Here is a 17948-nt window from a genome sequence, read left to right as displayed (position 1 = left end):
ACCTCAGGTGCCGCGGGCGTTTTTGCCGTGCAGGGGCGGCCGGTTCGCCGCCCCAGCGCTTACTTCAGCGCGCAGATGCGTTCGGCCAGCTCGATAAAGCCAGCGCCGCGCTCGCCGCGCGTCACATAGCGCGGCAGGTGCTGCAGCTGGGGCACAAAGCGCTCGATGTTGGCCACGCCAAAGCTGTTGTCGAAATGCTGGAACATCAGCTGGTCATTGGTGGAATCGCCGATATAGCACCACTGGCCGATTTCCGCGTCCAGGTCGCGACCGAACAAGGTCTTGACGATCCAGCGTGCGCCTTCGAGCTTGTTGTGCCCGCCAAACCAGCCATTGATGTGGATGGAGCTGACGGTGGCGTTCATGCCAGCCGCCTGCATCAGCGCCACACAGCGGTCGATATCAGCCTGCGGCATCTGCGTGAACTCGCTGTGGTCCACAGCGATATCGCATTCGCGCCCGGCCGAATCGGTGGCGCGCTGGGCGCCCGGCACCGTCTGCTCGATCTGCGTCAGCACCGCCTGCATCTTGGCAAAGTTGGCGATGCGCGTGGCCTCGTCCTGCTGGTAGAGCTTGTCCAGTCCGCCGCTGGCATTGCGGCGTAGCGCCACGGCACCGTTCTCGGCCACGATGGCATCCACCGGCCAGGCAGCGGCAAAGGGCTCGCTCCAGCCCACCGGCCGGCCGGTGATGGGGACCACGGCCAGGCCCTTGGCCTTGAGGGCAGCGATGGCCTGCACCACGTTGTCAGGGACGCTGCCCTCTGTGGTCAGGGTGTCGTCGATATCGGTCAGCAGGCCGAGGATGGGGGCGGTCGGCAGCCATTGGTTCAAAGCAAGCATAGAGAGGGAACAGCGAGAGATCAGCGTAAAAAACGTTTGAGGCGCAGGGTGGGTGCCTCTACCAACTGCCAGGATAGCCAGCCGGCCAGCAAGGTCAGCGTGGCCACCAGTGCCAGACTGCTGGCAAAACCCAAGTCGGGCCAGAGATGGCGAACCGTCTGCTGGATCGGGAAGGCATATAGATAAACCCCGTACGATACATCACCCCAGCCGCCTGCCTGGCGAAGCACTGGCCAGGACAGCGTTCCCACCCCCACCAGAACGGCGGGCAGAAACAGCAGCAATGCCGAATAGCTAAAGCCGCAGGCCCACAGCAGCCCGCCGGCCACACAGGCCGCAGCGCAGCAGGCCAGGCGGTGGCGCAGAAACCCGTCGTTGAGCGTAGCGATCAGCGACCCAAATACAAAATAGGCAGGAAACTCCCACCAGTGGGTCATGACGCCCCGCAGGTCCATGGTCATCTGGGTGAGGAACCACAGCAGGTAGCCTAGGCAACAGCATGCCCATACCCAATGCCAGCGCAACAAGCCCAAAGTTCCGGCTGCAGCCAGTACGGCATAGCAGCTCACTTCCATGGGAATGGTCCACAACGATCCGTTGACCGTATGGGGCAAGGCATTGTTCTCAAAAACCCCAGGCAGGCTCCAGCGAATCTGCAGCAGCAGGTTGTGCAGATAGTCCCAGGTGATGGGGTGGTTGAAGTAATCGCTCAGAGGCAGTGTTGTCAGGCTTGGACCCAGCAGAAATATGGCCAGCAGCACGACCACCGCCAAGGCAGGCCAGATGCGCAGCGCGCGCTTGGCACAAAACACCCACAAGCGTGGCTGCGAAAACCAGCTGAGCGTCACTAGGTAGCCGCTGATAACAAAGAAAGCCATCACGGCGACACCACCTACCATGGCCACATTCATCCATTCAGGCGGTTTGGTCCCCGTCACCGGGTACTGGTGGCTGAACAGCACGGCCAAGGCAGCCGCCAAGCGCAGTGCGTCAAAATTATTGGCCTGGTGCAGGCGCTGCGGTTTCATGCGTGCTTCAGTCTAAGAATTTGTCTTGCATGTGCTGGCAAGATGCATTCGGTGCAAGCCATAGCCAACTGGGTAAGCTCAGTGTTGGCTGCGTTGGCGGTACAGCAACCGGGTCATGCTGAGGTAGTTCACCGTCATCGCGACCAGGGTACCGGCTGCTACATACAGCATCAGCCACAGTGGGCCTTGGGGAAAGATCCAGGCCAGCAACGAGTACACCGCCAAGTTGACTGCGCCCCCGCCCAGCATCAGCCCCAGATAACGCAGGTACTCTGTCAGCAAGCTGCCGCTGGCGCTGCGGCCGGCAAAGGAGATATTGCGGTTGATCAGCCAGGTGGTGGTGGCCGCCAGCCAGAACGAAACAGCCCGTGCGGCATATACACCGAGGGCATCGCGCAGCAAGGTCAGTACCGCAACATCGACAACAAAAGCGAGCGAACCTGCGATCAGAAACCACAGCACCGAGCGCTTGATCTTGAAACCCATCACTTGCTCGGTGTATTGGCTACAGATGCCAGATAGGCAAACTGCTTGATCTCGCGCCGTGTCAGTGTGATGGCTTGCAGGATCAGGCCGGTGACAAAGGACACGCCTCCGCAAACCATCATGGCGGTTACCAAACCCAAGGTGGGAAAGCGTCGCACCATGCCCGTGTGGCCGTACTCCATCAATATGGGAACGGCCAGTGTAATGGCGATCAGTGCCAGCGCAGCGCCCAGCCAGCCGAAGAACTGCAGGGGCTTCTCGCTGACTACCAGGCGGCCAATGGTCTTGAGGATGCGCCAGCCGTCGCGGTAGGTGGACAGCTTGCTGGCGGAGCCCTCGGGGCGCGCACCATAAGGCGTATCGACTTCCGTGCAAGGCATGCGCAACTCCAGCGCATGGACATTGAGCTCTGTCTCGATCTCGAAGCCCTGCGAATGCGCAGGGAAGGATTTGACATAGCGCCGCGAGAACACCCGGTAGCCCGAGAGCATGTCACGGAAACTGCCGCCAAAAATCTGCTGTACCGTACCCGTCAACAGCTTATTGCCCCAGCGATGGCCGGGGCGGTAGGTGATACCTGTGTCGCCGGGTGCGGGTTCGGCCTCCACGCGCGCGCCCACCACCATGTCCAGCTGTTGGTCAATCAGCATGTCGATGAGCTTGCGTGCTGATGGCGCGTGGTAGGTCGCGTCGCCGTCGGCCATCACGTAGATATCGGCATCCACATCGGCAAACATGCGGCGCACCACATTGCCTTTGCCCTTTAGATTGACATTGCGCAGATGCGCGCCTACTTCAAGGGCAATCTCGGCAGTGTGGTCCGTCGAGAGGTTGTTGAAGATATAGATCTCCGCCTCGGGCAACGCCTGCCGAAAGCCTTCCACCACGGGGCGTACGGTCAGCTCTTCGTTGTGGCAGGGGAGGATGACGGCGATGCGCTGGTTGCGGTAGAGGTTGGATGGGTTCTCGGTCATGTCGGAGTTATTTTTTAACATTCAAGAGGCTGCCGAATTGTGCCTGTAATTGCGTTGGGAGCGCGGCATACCTTTAAGCTGCCCCTCGACGACGACTTACGTCGCCGGTGACATGAGGATGGTAGGGTGGTAGTAGCCAACAGGACCGCAATTGGCTGCCGTAGCCACGAGGCAAAGCCCTGCTCTTGATCAATTGCAGCAGCACATATGGAGAAAAGATGAAGCACGCTACAAAAGCCAAATGTGAACCGCGATTTGCTACTCTCCCGACGACCGCGTCCATTGAGTGCACCAGATTCCAACGCAGCTGGCCCATCGGAGGACGGCATCTCAATACCGAAGACTAGATTTTCGGCAGGAGGTGCCGATCTATTCGTCACTACCTCACGATATTTAAGAGTTGATTGGTGGCGATGGTAAAGGTTGGTGAGGTGTTGGTGTAAGTTGGCGACGGCGGCAAACTTCCCCGAGGGGGTCCTAGCGGCCTCCCAAAGGGATTTCTCGCTTGAACGCAAAAGCACAGCGTTTCTCGCGGCGGAATAGTTGTCTGGGATTCGACGGCTGCTGAGGTAGGCAGCTCCGTCGAAGGCCTTGGATTGCGTATAAATCACCGTGCAAAATCCTGAGGAGGGTTCCCCAAAGGGGTACTGGGAATTGAGCCGCGCAACGAGGTGGATGGGCAGGTGGGGACTTCCGCAGGGTTGTTAAGCAGCCGTCGCTCACCGCTTTGCGCGTCCAAAGATACCAGGCTTATGCACTGCAGAGGGGCATTTTCTGCATGCGGAATCATGACCTTAAAGCCATTTAACGCCGATATTCTTTGCTGGGTATTCAAAGGCAGATCGGCCCGTACCATCGGTGTAAACTGCACAGTTCCGATAGTGGGGGGATAGGTGACGACCTCCAAACCATGTCCTTCTGGTGCACTTGTCCAGCCGGCCCAACCATGAAGAACCAACGCATCCTTGTAACGGGCGCTCACCTCGAAACCGCCCTCCTGGGAGAGATTGTCGGGAAAGTGCGTCACCACATTAGCATGCGCTACATTGACAAAACGATCCATTGGCACCTGCACAGCATCTGTCTGCTGAAGGCGAGGCCGGGGCATCAAGTCGGGGACGACATGCGCGTAGCGATTGAAGATCGCATTGCGTTCATTGGTAGGTGTGTCAGGGAAATGGCGGTTCCAAAATGCCATAGGTGGTACTGCATTGGTATGACTGAGAGCGCGAAATCCCAGTCCATTGGCAGTAGCTGCATGCAAGTGGGGAAACACGAGAACTCCATTATTTTTCTCTTCTTGATCTTGTAGATATTTAACCACTTCGTTGGGTGGTAGGTTAAATATTGGCCAAGCTGACTGCAACGGGTTAAACCGTCCAAAAAGGACCGCTCCGAAAATCAATGAGGCTAATGCAAGCCCTTCGTGGGCCAAGTCATTTCGTTTACGTGCGAACAAATAAAGCAACACCAGCGGCAGTAGAATAAACAAATCTTCGCCCCGCTTCGTTCCGAGTGGATACTTGAAGAGCCACCAGCCTACGCATACAAAAGTGCAGAGCAGCAGTAGCCGTCCTAATGAAAAAGTCAACCCCACGACGCTAGCTACATACAGCACAATGATTGTCAATAACACGCCACTTGCGTATTGCATGCGTGCGGGCTCTACATGGTCCCAGAGCAATATCTTGCCAAATACAGATGGGATTGGCAGCAGCATCCATAGCAACTGAACCGTCAAGCCTGCAACCAGTACCAGCAGAACTCGGCGCTTTGCCCTGTCCAGCCCCAGTAAAGAGAAATTCTTATAATCAAGAAAGAACAATGCAGCAATGTAGTAGTACATTCCTACCGTGCCGATTTCGCTAATGTTGAGGCCAATAAGGCTGTTGTATACCCAACTGAAATTGATCGATGGAAAAATCCAGGAGATTACGAACCGGCCGCCGACACCTCCGCCCATAGAGTGTCGGCTTCCCGGGTAGATGGTAGCACTGGTGGCAGATAGATAGTCGTACAGATAAATCCCCACCGTTCCAGCGGCCAATGCCGCAGCCACTAGTACCAACATCAAGGTCCGTGGTTGGAAAAGTCGCGGCTGTTTGGCCGCTAATAACACGAATCCCGCAAATGCTAATGAAATCTGCACAGGTGGATAGAAGTTGGTCAGTAGCCAGAAAACAGCAGCATAGTAAAACCATATGAGCTGCCAGCGTAAGCGCAAATTAAGCAAAAATGGCATGATGACCCAAGGGAAAATTGCCAAAATCGGCCCTTTTTCATTCCACCAGAATTGACTGAATCCGGTGAAGTAAAGGCCGAAAGACAGTAGTATTGCATTCGCTTTGCTGGCCCCAAATCGCGTAAATAAAAATGCATAGCCCGTAATGAAAAGCGTAAAGACAGCAAACCAATGAAATGAGTATGCATACGCCGGATTGACGAGTCCATAAAGCCACATGGTAGGTTTGAAGGCCAAGCCCCAATCAGCAATCGGTAGGCCATAGTTGATACGCAGATCCTCTTGATAAAGCGATGTTTTGTTGTAGCGTTCAAATTGGTTGCGCACTGTCGCTTGCGTCAAGGGGGTAACAACACCCCATTCATCTGCTCGGATAGGCCGGGCTTGGCCCAATGTCGGTTTGATATCTACGTAGGCATAGTTGTTTCTCAGTGGATATGCATAGGATGAGGGAGACCATGTGTTGCCTATGTATACCAAGGCAGTAATGATCCATATCCCTATGAGTGCACAGCGCCAGCTTATTTTTTGCATTATAAATACCTTGGGATCTTTGAATTTTGATCACTAATTACTATTAATTTTTAAAATAGCGTTGTAAAAATTTTTGGATTTGGAGTCGCTGAACTCGTTGCATGGTTTTATTTGTTTAAAAATGCCTTTGGCATCGTAGCAAGCCCAAAAAGATGATGGGAAGCAGGACGAGAGAAAAAGGAACCAGCGGGAAGAGGTAGAGCATGTTATTGCTGGGGATGGATGTTGCTTCCAGAAACCCTAGCAATACGACTCGTGTGATGATCCCGCCTGCAATAGCAGAGGCGACCCACCAACCCGGAGACGGTATTGCATGTCTGCTAATCAGTTTTAGACCTGCGACGGCGGACCATAAGAGCCAGGCGATAAATGCTAAGGGCAGGCCATACGTAGAGAAGGGGATAATTGCAGTTGTCAGATTCTGCGCCCACTGCATACGTAGTTCATCTCTCGGTGACTTGAGGGTGTGTTCGCCCCAGGGGCCCAGGGAGTTCGCGGTGGGTGCCAAAGGCCCGTTTGTCACTGCATCAAATAATGCTAAATATTTCGTCTCACCCTCACTAGCCTGAATGTAGGCTGGGAATTTTCCCAATGTGGCAAGCGTCCGGAAAACGGCCCAGGAAGCCTTCAGCGTATCGGTGAAATAGCCCTCATGCCAAGGGGGCAGCAGGGTTTTGCGCATTGGCAAACAGACACCTGCGTGCTGTCTGCAGCCTTCCTCAATCTCGGCGGATAGTCGGCGGTAAAAAGCTCTGGAATCCCGAGCGCTGTTATAGTGCCCTGCGTGGGCGACAGCATCACGAAGTGCCCACATGAACCATCCAGAAAGAATTTCGGGACAATGCGATGTTTGTGTTTGGTCGCATCCCGCAGCTAGCCAAGGTTGGGCGCCACCTCCTTCGAAAAATGGCTTGAGCTCGCGCGCAGCGGAACTCATTTCATAAGCCCTCTCACGGGCATCTTTAGGGAATAGGACATAACGCTGCCAGTTGTCGTGGCGAATTCGGGTCAATGCACCGTAGCCCGCTTGGAAGTCGTTGGAGCGGAAATCGTTGTTACGGAAAGTACCATAGACCGCGTAGTTTACGGTATTGACGGCCATGACAACCATAGAGGCCGCAACCAAAGGAAGCGCTAAAAATGCCAGAATAGGACGCCGCTGAGTGCGCCAATCTACTTGGCGCAGTAGCCAATAGCCCATTAGCAGCAGCATGGACGGGGCAAGCCATATGCCCTCTTCACGGGTGATCCAGAACCAACCGGAGACCAATCCCAGCGCTACCAGCTGTCGCCATTGCCTGCGTAGTTGGCTTGCCGCTGAGAGGCTATGGTGGAAAACCCAGCATCGTATCGCCAATGTCAGTATCAGGAGTGTCTGAGAAATATATAGACCTTCGCGCACGACACGACCTCCAGCTCCCGCCACCCAGGCCGTGGGTATAAACGCCAGCAAGAAAAAGCATACGAGGGCCGCAACACGCGAGCGATATAGCTGAGCAATGGTGACAGAAAAGTATACAGAGACTGCTAGATAAAAAGCGTGTTCGCTGAACTTGAGAGGTAGGCCCGTCGCATGGTTGACCAACATGAATAATGAATAGCCAATACCTTTTGAGAGTGTGAGGTTGTTGTAGTCGCCCAGCCAATTTCCTAGGCCTATGTCTGCAGCCTGCCTTACAAATAGAAGGTCATCGTATGATGCCCAACTGACTGCGTGAATCGGAAAAGCCATTCGGATCCAGAGCGATAGTAAGCCAATGGCTGTTATGCATATCCAAAAAATGGTTGTGGGATTTATCCGATTGTTCATAAATGAGGCTGAATATTTAGAAGCTGTAAATATTTGGAGCGAACGCCGGTTATTTGGATGGGATTTAATTGCTCTTTGTCTAGTCGCTAGTCTTATTTTTTAGTTAGATGCTCGGTGATAATTTGAATGGGGCCTGCATAAGTGCATAGACTAAGACTGGATGTTCTTGCATCTGGATTTGGCTTGAAAAATAGATAAGTTAATGCTGCAAATCTATTCTTCGAGTCAAACGGCCGACTAATCCAAGTGGATTTAATGCTTGGTATAGACGCATGCTTAAATGCATGGTCTTAAACCATACAGGTAGATCTCGCCGTGGACCAGCATTAATTCAAAATATTGCAAAAATTCAGGCTGTTGTGCCACAGTCGGCACCCGACCAGTGTGGATCACAAGCGCCGTAAAGCCTTCGGACCTCAGTTTGTGGTGCAGCGGCTGCGGAGCCAGATTTTGGTAGTCGCGGTAGCGCCATGGGCCGAAGATATCGCCCCATGTCGCACGTGGCGCATAGTACAGGCTGTCTTCCAGGCCCATCTGGTACAGCTTGGTCTCGGGGTGTTCCTGCAGGTACCGCCAGACTTGGTAGCCAGCGACCTGCTTCTGCAGCACGGCATCGCGTGCGGCCTCGGTGGGGGCGATCAGCGGCCATGATTTGGCGATACTTCGTGCACCGATGAATCCCAGTGTCAGCACCAGTAAAGCTACCAATGCGGCGGTCAGGCGTTGGCCTGGCTTGGCAGGCAGTTGGTGCAAGAGTTGCACGCAAACAGCTGCCGACAGCCAGCTTATGAGTGGGTAGGCGGGCAGCAGATAGCGCGGATAGCGGGAACTCAGCAGCCAGACCAGGGCCATATAGGCGGCCACCAGCCAAGCCGCGCGCAGCGCCGGAATGCGTCGCAGGGATGGCAGCAGGGGCGCGGCCAACGCGGGCCACAGTGCCCAATGCGGCCAAGCTGCATGGTTGCGCAGGTCCTGCAGCTGCCAGAGGTAGTCGTCCAGATTCCAGTCCGTGAAACCCAGCAGGCGCCCGCCCAGCGGGTTGACGGGATCTCCCGTGAGCAGGGCATTGCGGGCATACCAGTAAATACATGGCAGCGCAAAGGCCAGGGCGGCACACAGCCAGGCGGGCCATTCGCTGCGGATGCACCAGCCAGGGCCTTGCAAGCGGTGGCGCCACAGCAGCGCAGCCCCAAACAGAGGCAGCAGCCCCAGCACCTGGTACTTGCTGCCAGCGGCTACGCCTAACAGGAAGGCTGCCAGCCATACCGCTCGTCGGCCTGCGGGCCCGATGCTGGCCAGCATGGCGGTGAACGCAGCGGTCAGGAACATCGCCACGGCCATGTCCACATAGGCGGCGCTGTAGTGGCTGCGGCTGGTGACCAGCCAGGTCACGGTGGCCAGAGCAGCTGCGGCGCCAGCAGGTGCAGGCAGGTATTGCATGGCCAGCCGGTAGAGCAACCAGGCTGTTACCCAGCCCGTGCTTGCATGGATCAGCTGTGGCAGCACATCGTTGCCCAGCACCAGGGCGGCTGCAAACAGCAGGTCAAAGTTGTAGGGGAACCAGGGGTAGCGCAGCCATTCGTGCACACCCAGATGTCCGGTCAGCGCCCACTCCCGCGCATGGGGCAGGTGGTACATCAGCGCATCCCAGGCCAGGGGCGGGCGCAGCGGGGCGAACAAGGTGGGCAACGTGGCCAGCAGCAAGAGCAGCAGCGGCCATCCCAACGCATACAGGGGCCAGGCCATCTGACGGATTTGCAGCGCAGCAGCGACCAACCCGCAGCCGATGACGAGCAGCACCGATGCGGTGTTGAGCAAGCCTGCAATGGCCAGCCCCTGCAGCGCACAAATGACCAAACCCATACCCAGCGCGATGCGCAAAGGCTGGCGTGTGGGCAGATCGGAGGCGGGCCAGAGGAAGGTGCCAAGCCCCCAGCAAGCGGCAATGAAAGCCAGCAGTTGCGCGTACTGGCCAAGGACAAAGCCGATCAGCGCCATCGCGATCGGGGCAGGCTTATCGCCCCCCGTTGGCCACCCTCCAAGGCCTGCAAGTCGCTATGCCGGGTGACATCGGCTTGCAAAGGCAGTTGGGGGCTGGCGTGGCGGTGGGCCATCGGTATCTGGTACCGGCGCGATCAGGAGGTCTGCAATTCCAACCCCGCATGCTCGCGCAGCGGATGGAAGTGGATCTTCGGAAAACGCTCCTGCGCCAGGCGCACGTCATACGGGCTGGTGCACAGATACGCCAGGGTGTTGGCCGCGTCATGGGCCAGGCGCAGCGGGTAGGCGTGTTCAAATTCGCGCAGTTCGGCGGGGGTGTCGGCGGTGATCCAGCGGGCGCCCGTGTACTGGCAGCCTTCCAGCCGCACTTCGCAGTCGTATTCGGTCTTCAGGCGGTGCTGCACCACTTCAAACTGAAGCTGGCCGACGGCGCCCAGCAGCATGTTGCCGCCGGCATCGGGCTTGAAGACCTGGATGGCGCCTTCTTCGCCCAGCTGCATCAGGCCCTGCTGCAGCTGCTTGGTGCGCAGCGGGTTCTTCAGCACCACGGTCATGAACATTTCTGGCGCGAAGAACGGCAGGCCGGTGAACTGCAGGTTGGGTCCATCGGTGATGGTGTCGCCCAGCTGTACGCCGCCGTGCGTGGTAAAGCCGATGATGTCGCCGGCATAGGCCTCGTCCACGGCTTCGCGGCGCTGGCTCATGAAGGTCACCACGCTGGTGGGGCGCAGTTCCTTGGCGGTACGCTGCACCTTCATCTTCATGCCGGGGGTGTACTTGCCCGAAGCCACGCGCACAAAGGCGATGCGGTCGCGGTGGTTGCTGTCCATATTGGCCTGCACCTTGAACACCACGCCCGAGAAGCTGCTGTCTTCCGGATGGATGGTTTTCTCTTCGCGGTTGCGGTTGACCTCGGTGTAGGCGATGCGGGGGCCGGGCGGTGGCGACATATCCACCACCGCGTCGAGCACTTCCATCACACCGAAGTTGTTCACACCCGAGCCGAAGAACACCGGGGTCAGCTTGCCGGCCAGAAAGTCGGCATGGTTCCATTCGGCGGAGGCGCCCTGGGCCAGCTCCATCGAGTCGAGCGCATCGTCAAAGGCCTGGCCAAAGCGGCTGCGCAGCTTGTCGCTCTCGCTCAGCGGGATGACTTCAAAATCCTTGGGGCCGCGGTCGCTGCCTGGCGCAAACACGGTCATGCTTTGGGTCAGCAGGTTGATGATGCCGCCAAAGCTCTTGCCCTGGCCGACGGGCCAGGTGATGGGGCAGCAGGGCATGCCCAGCTCGCGCTCGACCTCGTCCATGATGTCCAGCGGATCGCGCACTTCGCGGTCCATCTTGTTGACGAAGGTGATGATGGGCGTATCGCGCTGGCGGCAGACCTCGATCAGGCGGCGGGTCTGCGATTCCACACCGTTGGCCGCATCGATCACCATCAGCGCCGAGTCCACGGCCGTCAGCACCCGGTAGGTGTCTTCCGAGAAGTCCTTGTGGCCGGGGGTGTCGAGCAGGTTGATGACATGGTCGCGGTAGCTCATCTGCATCACCGACGAGGCCACCGAAATACCACGTTGCTTTTCAATCTCCATCCAGTCCGAGGTCGCGTGGCGCGAGGCCTTGCGGCCCTTCACGGCGCCCGCGATCTGGATCGCACCGGAGAACAGCAGCAGCTTTTCGGTCAGGGTGGTCTTACCCGCGTCCGGGTGGGAGATGATCGCAAAGGTGCGGCGGCGTTGGGTTTCGGGAGCGTAGGACACAGTACGGAAGAGCAATGAGCGCAGGCCCGGGACCGGGCTGCCAAAAAACAAAGCCAGCAGGTGCTGGCTGGGACTGCGGGCATTTTAACGGAAAGCATTTATCCGGGCATGTGGGGGTGAGGCTTGGGCTCCTCTGCAGAACCCTCGCCAACTGGGATGGGCCCGGATCGCCCGGGACCGTGTTCAGACCACGGCAGGGAGTTTTGCAGCCGGTCCCTAGCGCAAATAGCGCTTCAGGCGCAAGGCAGGCGATTCAATCGAATGCCACAGCGCATAGCCCAGCAGCATCGACAGCAGCATCGACAGTCCCATGCTGGCATAGAAGTTCATGCCCGGCCACAAGGCAAACACCGCCTGGGCGATGGGGCAGCCCGACAGGTAGACACCATAGGAAGGATCACCCAGGCGGCTGACCGCGCCGGAGAAAGCCGAACTGCAGCTGCCCAGAAAGATCAGCAAGGCCGGCAGTACCACCAGGCCCGACGTATGTTGCAAGCCCGTCAGCCAGAAAAACAAGGCCACGGGAATCAGCCCGAACGTGATGGCGGCGCCATGGGCCAGGAAACGGTCCCGGTGCAGTGCGATCAGCGCGCCGCAGGCAAAGTAGGCCGGGTACTCCCACCAATGCATCATCGTGCCGGTGAAGTCGGCGTTGTAGCGCGCAATGAACAGCAGGATGTAGGCCACCAGCACCAGGCTCGCCAGCCAGCGGTAGCGAAAAACGCCCACCACGCCGGCTACGGCCAACGCGGCATAGCACATGGTCTCGATCGGAATGGTCCACAGCGGCCCGTTCATCAAGTTGTTCAGCGGGTTGCTGGAAAACACCTCGGGCAGGTTGACGTAGGCGCGGTAGAGCAGCAGGTTCTTGAAGTACTCCAAGGTCTGGGCATGGGTCAAAAATGTGCGAGCAGGCAGATCGGTAAACACCACGCCAAACACGTAGATGTTCAGCAGCACCGCCGCAATCATGCCGGGCCACAGGCGCAGCAGGCGCTTGGCGCAGAACTTGAACACCTGCGGCTCACGCAGCCAGCTGGTGGTCACCAGGTAGCCGCTGATCGTGAAAAACGTCATCACCGACACGCCGCCAATCATGCCCACATTCATCCAGGCAGGGCCCTCGCGGCCGCTGATGTAGTAGTGGTGGCAAAAGATCACGCCCAGCGCCGCGCAGATGCGAAGAATGTCAAAAGAGTTGCTGCGATGGGGCATGGACGGAGGGCGTAGGCATAAGGGGAGGGGTCAAGCGCGGCACCACTATACATGGCCTGGACGGCTGCTTATCGCTTCTGCGCGACGGCATCTTGATGCCATCTTGATATCCCCTTTCGCATTCTCAGCGCCTGCTTGATGCGCCCAAACCTACATTGGCCCCACTGCAGGCGTTTTGCCTGTGCTACACCACGCCGCGCCCGGCCGCATTGGGTGGCCTAGTACCGGCGTATGAGGAGAAAACCATGTGGATCCATGGAGTGGAGGTGCTGGCCGCGCTGGTCAGTGCTGCGCTGTTTGTCTATCTGGGTTACGCGCTGTTGCGGCCCGAAAAATTCTGAAAAAGGGAGAGGGCCATGTACATGCTGCAAGACCTCGTATTCGTCGGCCTCACGCTGGCCTGCTTTGTGGGCCTGCTGGGCTTTGTTCGCGCCTTGGTGCGCATCTGAGCGGGGGCTGACATGGGTTTAGTCTGGATCGAATATGCCGCCTTCGTGGCGGTGCTGGTGCTGCTCACCATCCCCATGGGGTGGTGGTTGGCACGCTGCTTTACCAGTGCGCACGACAGCCGGCTGGAGCGCTGGACCTACGCCGCCATCGGCGTGGATCCGCAAGAGCGCATGGGCTGGCAGCGCTACGGCGCGGTGCTGGTGCTCAGCAACGGCCTGCTGATGCTGCTGGGCTACCTGCTGCTGCGGTTGCAGGGCAGCCTGCCGCTCAACCCGCTGCAGAACGCCGCGCAGACGCCGGACCTGGCGTTCAACACCGCCGCGTCCTTCATCACCAACACCAACTGGCAGGCCTATGCGGGCGAGAACAGCCTGAGCAATGCCACGCAGATGGTCGTGATCACCGGGCTGATGTTTGCAGGCTCCGCTGCCGGCCTGGCAGCAGCTGCCGGTTTTGTGCGCGGGCTGGCCCGTGCAGGCAGCCAGGACATTGGCAACTACTGGGTGGACTTTGTGCGCATGCTCTGGCGCGTGCTGCTACCGCTGTCGCTGCTGCTGGCCTTGGTCTATGTCTGGCAGGGCGTGCCGCAAACCCTGGGCACCGAGGTGCTGGCCCACACCATCGATGGTGGCCGCACCCAGCAGTTGCTGATGGGCCCGGTCGCCAGCCTCGAGAGCATCAAGCACCTGGGCACGAATGGCGGCGGGTTCTTCAGCATGAATGCGGCCCATCCGTTCGAAAACCCCACACCGCTGACCAATATGCTGCACATCCTGGCGATGCTGCTGATCCCTGCCGGCATGACCTATGCGCTGGGCGCGATGCTGCTCAAGCGCCGCCAGGGCTGGGTGTTCTTTGGGGCGAGCCTGGTCATCTTCCTGGGCTTTCTGGCCCTGGTCTGGACGGGCGAGCAAAACGGCAGCAACCTGCTGGCCCGCGCCGGTGCCGACCAGCAGTGGAACGCCACCCAATCGGGCGGCAATATGGAAGGCAAGGAGCTGCGCTTTGGCATCACCGATACCGCGTTGTTCGTCACGGCCACCACGGCGGCCACGACCGGCTCGGTCAATGCCATGCATGACTCGCTCACGCCGCTGGGCAGCATCACGCCCCTAGCGCTGATGATGCTCAACTGTGTGTTTGGCGGCGATGGCGTGGGCCTTATCAACCTGCTGCAGTACGCCATCCTGACGGTGTTCCTGGCCGGCATGATGATCGGGCGCACGCCCGAGTTCCTGGGCAAGAAGATCGAGGTGCGCGAGATCAAGCTGGTGATGCTGTCGGTGCTGGCCCACCCCGCCTGCATTCTGGGCTGGACGGCGCTGGCCATGCTCTGGCCGGGTGCCGCCGACAGCCTGAACAACCGGGGCCCGCATGGCTTCTCGGAAATCTTGTACGCCTACGCCTCGGCCACCGCCAACAACGGCTCGGCCTTTGCGGGCCTCAATGCCAACACGCCCTTCTTCAACACCACGCTGGGCCTGGCGATGCTGATGGGACGCTACCTGACCCTGCTGCCGCTGCTGGCTGTGGCCGGCAGCATGGCCAGCAAGGCCAGCGTGCCCGCCGGTGCCGGCACCTTCCCCACCGCCACGCCGCTGTTCACCGGATTGCTGGTGTTTGTGGTGCTGGTCGTCGGTGGCCTCACCTTTCTGCCAGCGCTGGCGCTGGGGCCGGTCGTCGAGCACCTGCAGATGCTGGCGGGGCAGTTTTACCCCTGAGCCCCCACTTTTTGAACCGAACTTGCAACTGATGTGACGCGAACCGGGGCACGGCCAGGCCGTGCCCGCAGGAGAAAAACATGACAAGCCTTGATTCCGATAAACGCCTGCCAGCGCTGCATGCGCAGCAGGCCGCCGCCCCCGCCGCCCCCGCCGCCCCAGGCTGGGGCCGCACCCTGGGCAGCAGTGCCCGCGCCGCCGTGCTGGTGCTGCTGCTGTGCGGCGTGGCCTACCCGCTGGCGACCACCGGCGTCGCCCAGGCCCTGCTGCCCCATGCCGCCAATGGCTCGCTGGTGCTGCGCGATGGCCAGATCGTGGGCTCGGACCTGATCGGCCAGTACTTTGACAGCGCCCGCTACTTCCATGGCCGGCCCAGCGCCACGACGGCGCCTGACCCCAAGCAGGACGGGGCCAGCATCGCTGCGCCTTACAACGCTGGCCTATCGGGGGCCAGCAACCAGGGCGTCAGCAGCCAGGGGCTGGCCGATAGCGTGGCCGAACGTGTGGCGCAGTACCGCAGCACCAACGGCCTGGCGGCCGATGCGGCCGTGCCGGTCGATGCGGTCACCGCATCGGCTTCGGGCCTGGATCCGCATATCTCGGTCGCCAATGCCCAGCTGCAACTGGCCCGTGTGGCGCGCGAGCGGCAATTGCCCCCCGCCCAGGTGCAGCAGTTGCTGGACCAGGCCACGCAGCAGCGCACCGGCTACCTGCTTGGTGAGCCGCGCGTGAACGTGCTGGCGCTCAATATGGCGCTGGATGCACTGCCAACCCGGAGCCAACCATGAACACGAAAAAACTGACGGCATCCGCCGGCCTGGGCGATCTGGCACTGCTGCAGGCCGCTGCCTGGGATGCGCTGCGCAAACTCTCGCCCCGCCTGCAATGGACCAACCCGGTCATGTTTGTGGTCTACCTGGGCGCCTGGCTCACCAGCTTGCTGTGGCTGCAAGCGCTGTTCATGGCCCAGGCCAACAGCGGCTTTACCTTGGCCATTGCCGGTTGGCTGTGGTTCACCGTGCTGTTTGCCAACTTTGCCGAGGCGCTGGCCGAAGGCCGCAGCCGCGCGCAGGCCGCAAGCCTGCGCGGCATGAAGCGCGACACGGTGGCCAAGGTGCTGCAGCAGGCGCAGCATGGCGCCGCCTGGACGGCCCAGCCAGCCAGCAGCCTGACCAAGGGCACGTTCCTGCTGGTGGAGGCCGGCGATGTGATCGCGCTCGACGGCACCGTGGTCGAAGGCGTGGCCTCGGTCGATGAGAGCGCCATCACCGGTGAATCGGCCCCCGTGGTGCGCGAGGCCGGCGGCGATTTCTCGTCGGTGACCGGTGGCACGCGTGTGCTGTCGGACTGGCTGGTGGTCGAGGTCACGGTGAACCCGGGCGAGTCGTTTCTGGACCGCATGATCTCCATGGTCGAATCGGCCAAGCGCCAGAAGACCCCCAACGAGCTGGCGCTGGGCATCCTGCTGGTGGGGCTCACCCTGGTGTTTCTGATGGTCATCGTCACGCTCTGGCCGTTCTCGGTGTTTGCGGTGGCGCAATCGGGCAGCGGCAATGCCGTCGGCATCGCCGTGCTGGTGGCGCTGCTGGTCTGCCTGATCCCGACCACCATCGGTGGCCTGTTGTCGGCCATTGGCGTGGCCGGCATGGGCCGCATGATGCAGGCCAATGTGATTGCCACCTCGGGCCGCGCGGTCGAGGCCGCAGGCGATGTGGACGTGCTGCTGCTGGACAAGACCGGCACCATCACCCTGGGCAACCGCCAGGCCAGCGAGTTCTTGCCAGCGCCTGGCGTGAGCGCGGCGCTGCTGGCCGAGGCCGCGCTGCTGTCGTCGATGGCCGATGACACCCCGGAAGGCCGCAGCGTGGTGGCCCTGGCCCATGAGCGCCATGGCCTGAACCCTGCAGCGCTCGACCCCGCCCAGGCCCAGCCGGTGCCCTTTACCGCCCAGACCCGCATGAGCGGCCTGGACCTGGCCGGCCCCACTGGCCTGCGCAGCCTGCGCAAAGGCGCGGCCGATGCGCTGCGCCGCCATGTCGAGTCGCTGGGCGGGCAGTTTCCGCAGGCCGTGCAGCTGGCGGTGGAGAGCGTCTCGCGCAAGGGCAGCACGCCGCTGGTCGTTGCCGAGGGCGCCCAGGTGCTGGGCATCATCGAGCTCAAGGACGTTGTCAAACCCGGCATGCGCGAGCGCTTTGCGCAGCTGCGCCGCATGGGCATCCAGACCGTGATGGTGACCGGCGACAACCCCCTGACGGCCGCCGCCATCGCCGCCGAGGCCGGCGTGGATGACTACCTGGCCGAGGCCCGGCCTGAGGACAAGCTGCAGCTGATCCGCAGCCACCAGGCCGCTGGCCGCCTGGTGGCCATGACGGGCGATGGCACCAATGATGCCCCCGCGCTGGCCCAGGCCGATGTCGCGGTCGCGATGAACAGTGGCACCCAGGCCGCCAAGGAAGCCGCCAACATGGTCGACCTGGACAGCAACCCCACCAAGCTCATCGAGGTGGTGGAGACCGGCAAGCAGATGCTGATGACGCGCGGCGCGCTCACCACCTTCAGCATTGCCAACGATGTCGCCAAGTACTTTGCCATCATCCCGGCCGCCTTTGTTGCCACCTACCCGCAACTGGCATCGCTCAACATCATGGGCTTGCACAGTGCCGATTCGGCCATTCTGAGCGCTGTCATCTTCAATGCGCTGATCATCATCGCGCTGGTGCCGCTGGCCTTGCGCGGCGTGCGCTACCGGGCCGTGGGAGCGGCTGCCTTGCTGCGCCGCAATCTGCTGATCTACGGTCTGGGAGGCTTGCTGGTGCCGTTTGCCGGCATCAAGCTGATCGACATGCTGCTGACCGCCACTGGCTTGGTCTAAGGGCTTGCCCCAC

The 17948-nt window shown here is 60.1% G+C and carries 13 protein-coding genes; 4 read left to right on the top strand and 9 right to left on the bottom strand.

What is annotated here, in order from left to right; genetic code table 11:
• Positions 1-59: 59 nt before the first annotated feature.
• The 9 genes from LPW39_RS22050 to LPW39_RS22010 all read right to left on the bottom strand — a co-directional run bounded on the left by LPW39_RS22050 (position 60) and on the right by LPW39_RS22010 (position 12892).
• Positions 60-842, bottom strand: a complete 783-nt coding sequence (locus LPW39_RS22050; protein ID WP_230780544.1) for an HAD-IIB family hydrolase — start codon at positions 840-842, stop codon at positions 60-62.
• A 20-nt stretch (positions 843-862) separates the two neighbouring features.
• Complete coding sequence (locus LPW39_RS22045; protein WP_230780541.1) at positions 863-1870, bottom strand: acyltransferase family protein; 1008 nt, start codon at positions 1868-1870, stop codon at positions 863-865.
• 78 nt (positions 1871-1948) lie between these two features.
• On the bottom strand, positions 1949-2356 hold the full coding sequence (locus LPW39_RS22040; RefSeq protein ID WP_230780538.1) for a GtrA family protein: 408 nt from the start codon (positions 2354-2356) through the stop codon (positions 1949-1951).
• Positions 2356-3330 carry a glycosyltransferase family 2 protein gene (locus LPW39_RS22035; protein ID WP_230780535.1) on the bottom strand — a complete coding sequence of 325 codons (975 nt, stop codon included), beginning with the start codon at positions 3328-3330 and terminating at the stop codon, positions 2356-2358. The genes LPW39_RS22040 and LPW39_RS22035 overlap by 1 nt, the downstream gene beginning before the upstream one ends.
• Before the next feature lie 607 nt (positions 3331-3937).
• Positions 3938-6106 (bottom strand): DUF7657 domain-containing protein, encoded by a 2169-nt coding sequence (locus tag LPW39_RS22030; RefSeq protein ID WP_230780532.1) that lies wholly within the window; start codon positions 6104-6106, stop codon positions 3938-3940.
• Positions 6107-6221: 115 nt separating this feature from the next.
• Complete coding sequence (locus tag LPW39_RS22025; RefSeq protein ID WP_230780528.1) at positions 6222-7838, bottom strand: hypothetical protein; 1617 nt, start codon at positions 7836-7838, stop codon at positions 6222-6224.
• A 354-nt stretch (positions 7839-8192) separates the two neighbouring features.
• Entirely contained in the window at positions 8193-9914 is a 1722-nt protein-coding gene (locus tag LPW39_RS22020; RefSeq protein WP_230780525.1) for a hypothetical protein, read from the bottom strand.
• Between the two features lie 137 nt (positions 9915-10051).
• Positions 10052-11677, bottom strand: a complete 1626-nt coding sequence (locus LPW39_RS22015) for a peptide chain release factor 3 (RefSeq protein WP_230780523.1) — start codon at positions 11675-11677, stop codon at positions 10052-10054.
• A gap of 216 nt (positions 11678-11893) precedes the next feature.
• Positions 11894-12892 (bottom strand): acyltransferase family protein, encoded by a 999-nt coding sequence (locus tag LPW39_RS22010; RefSeq protein ID WP_230780520.1) that lies wholly within the window; start codon positions 12890-12892, stop codon positions 11894-11896.
• Positions 12893-13137: 245 nt separating this feature from the next.
• Here LPW39_RS22010 and kdpF point away from each other — a divergent pair, with 245 nt between their 5' ends.
• The 4 genes from kdpF to kdpB all read left to right on the top strand — a co-directional run bounded on the left by kdpF (position 13138) and on the right by kdpB (position 17935).
• The gene (kdpF, locus tag LPW39_RS22005) at positions 13138-13233 is read left to right on the top strand and encodes a K(+)-transporting ATPase subunit F (protein ID WP_027010947.1); all 96 of its coding nucleotides are present in this window, start codon (positions 13138-13140) and stop codon (positions 13231-13233) included.
• 120 nt (positions 13234-13353) lie between these two features.
• Positions 13354-15063, top strand: coding sequence for a potassium-transporting ATPase subunit KdpA (gene kdpA / locus LPW39_RS22000; RefSeq protein WP_230780517.1), 1710 nt, complete (start codon positions 13354-13356; stop codon positions 15061-15063).
• A gap of 80 nt (positions 15064-15143) precedes the next feature.
• Positions 15144-15851, top strand: coding sequence for a potassium-transporting ATPase subunit KdpC (kdpC, locus tag LPW39_RS21995; RefSeq protein WP_230780502.1), 708 nt, complete (start codon positions 15144-15146; stop codon positions 15849-15851).
• Positions 15848-17935 carry a potassium-transporting ATPase subunit KdpB gene (kdpB, locus tag LPW39_RS21990; protein WP_230780499.1) on the top strand — a complete coding sequence of 696 codons (2088 nt, stop codon included), beginning with the start codon at positions 15848-15850 and terminating at the stop codon, positions 17933-17935. Before kdpC ends, kdpB begins: the two co-directional genes overlap by 4 nt.
• Positions 17936-17948: the final 13 nt, after the last annotated feature.

The sequence above is a fragment of the Comamonas koreensis genome, assembly GCF_021026195.1.
Lineage (GTDB): Bacteria > Pseudomonadota > Gammaproteobacteria > Burkholderiales > Burkholderiaceae_C > Comamonas > Comamonas koreensis.
Note: the sequence above shows the minus strand (reverse complement) of the source record. Positions and strands in the feature narration are given on the sequence as shown.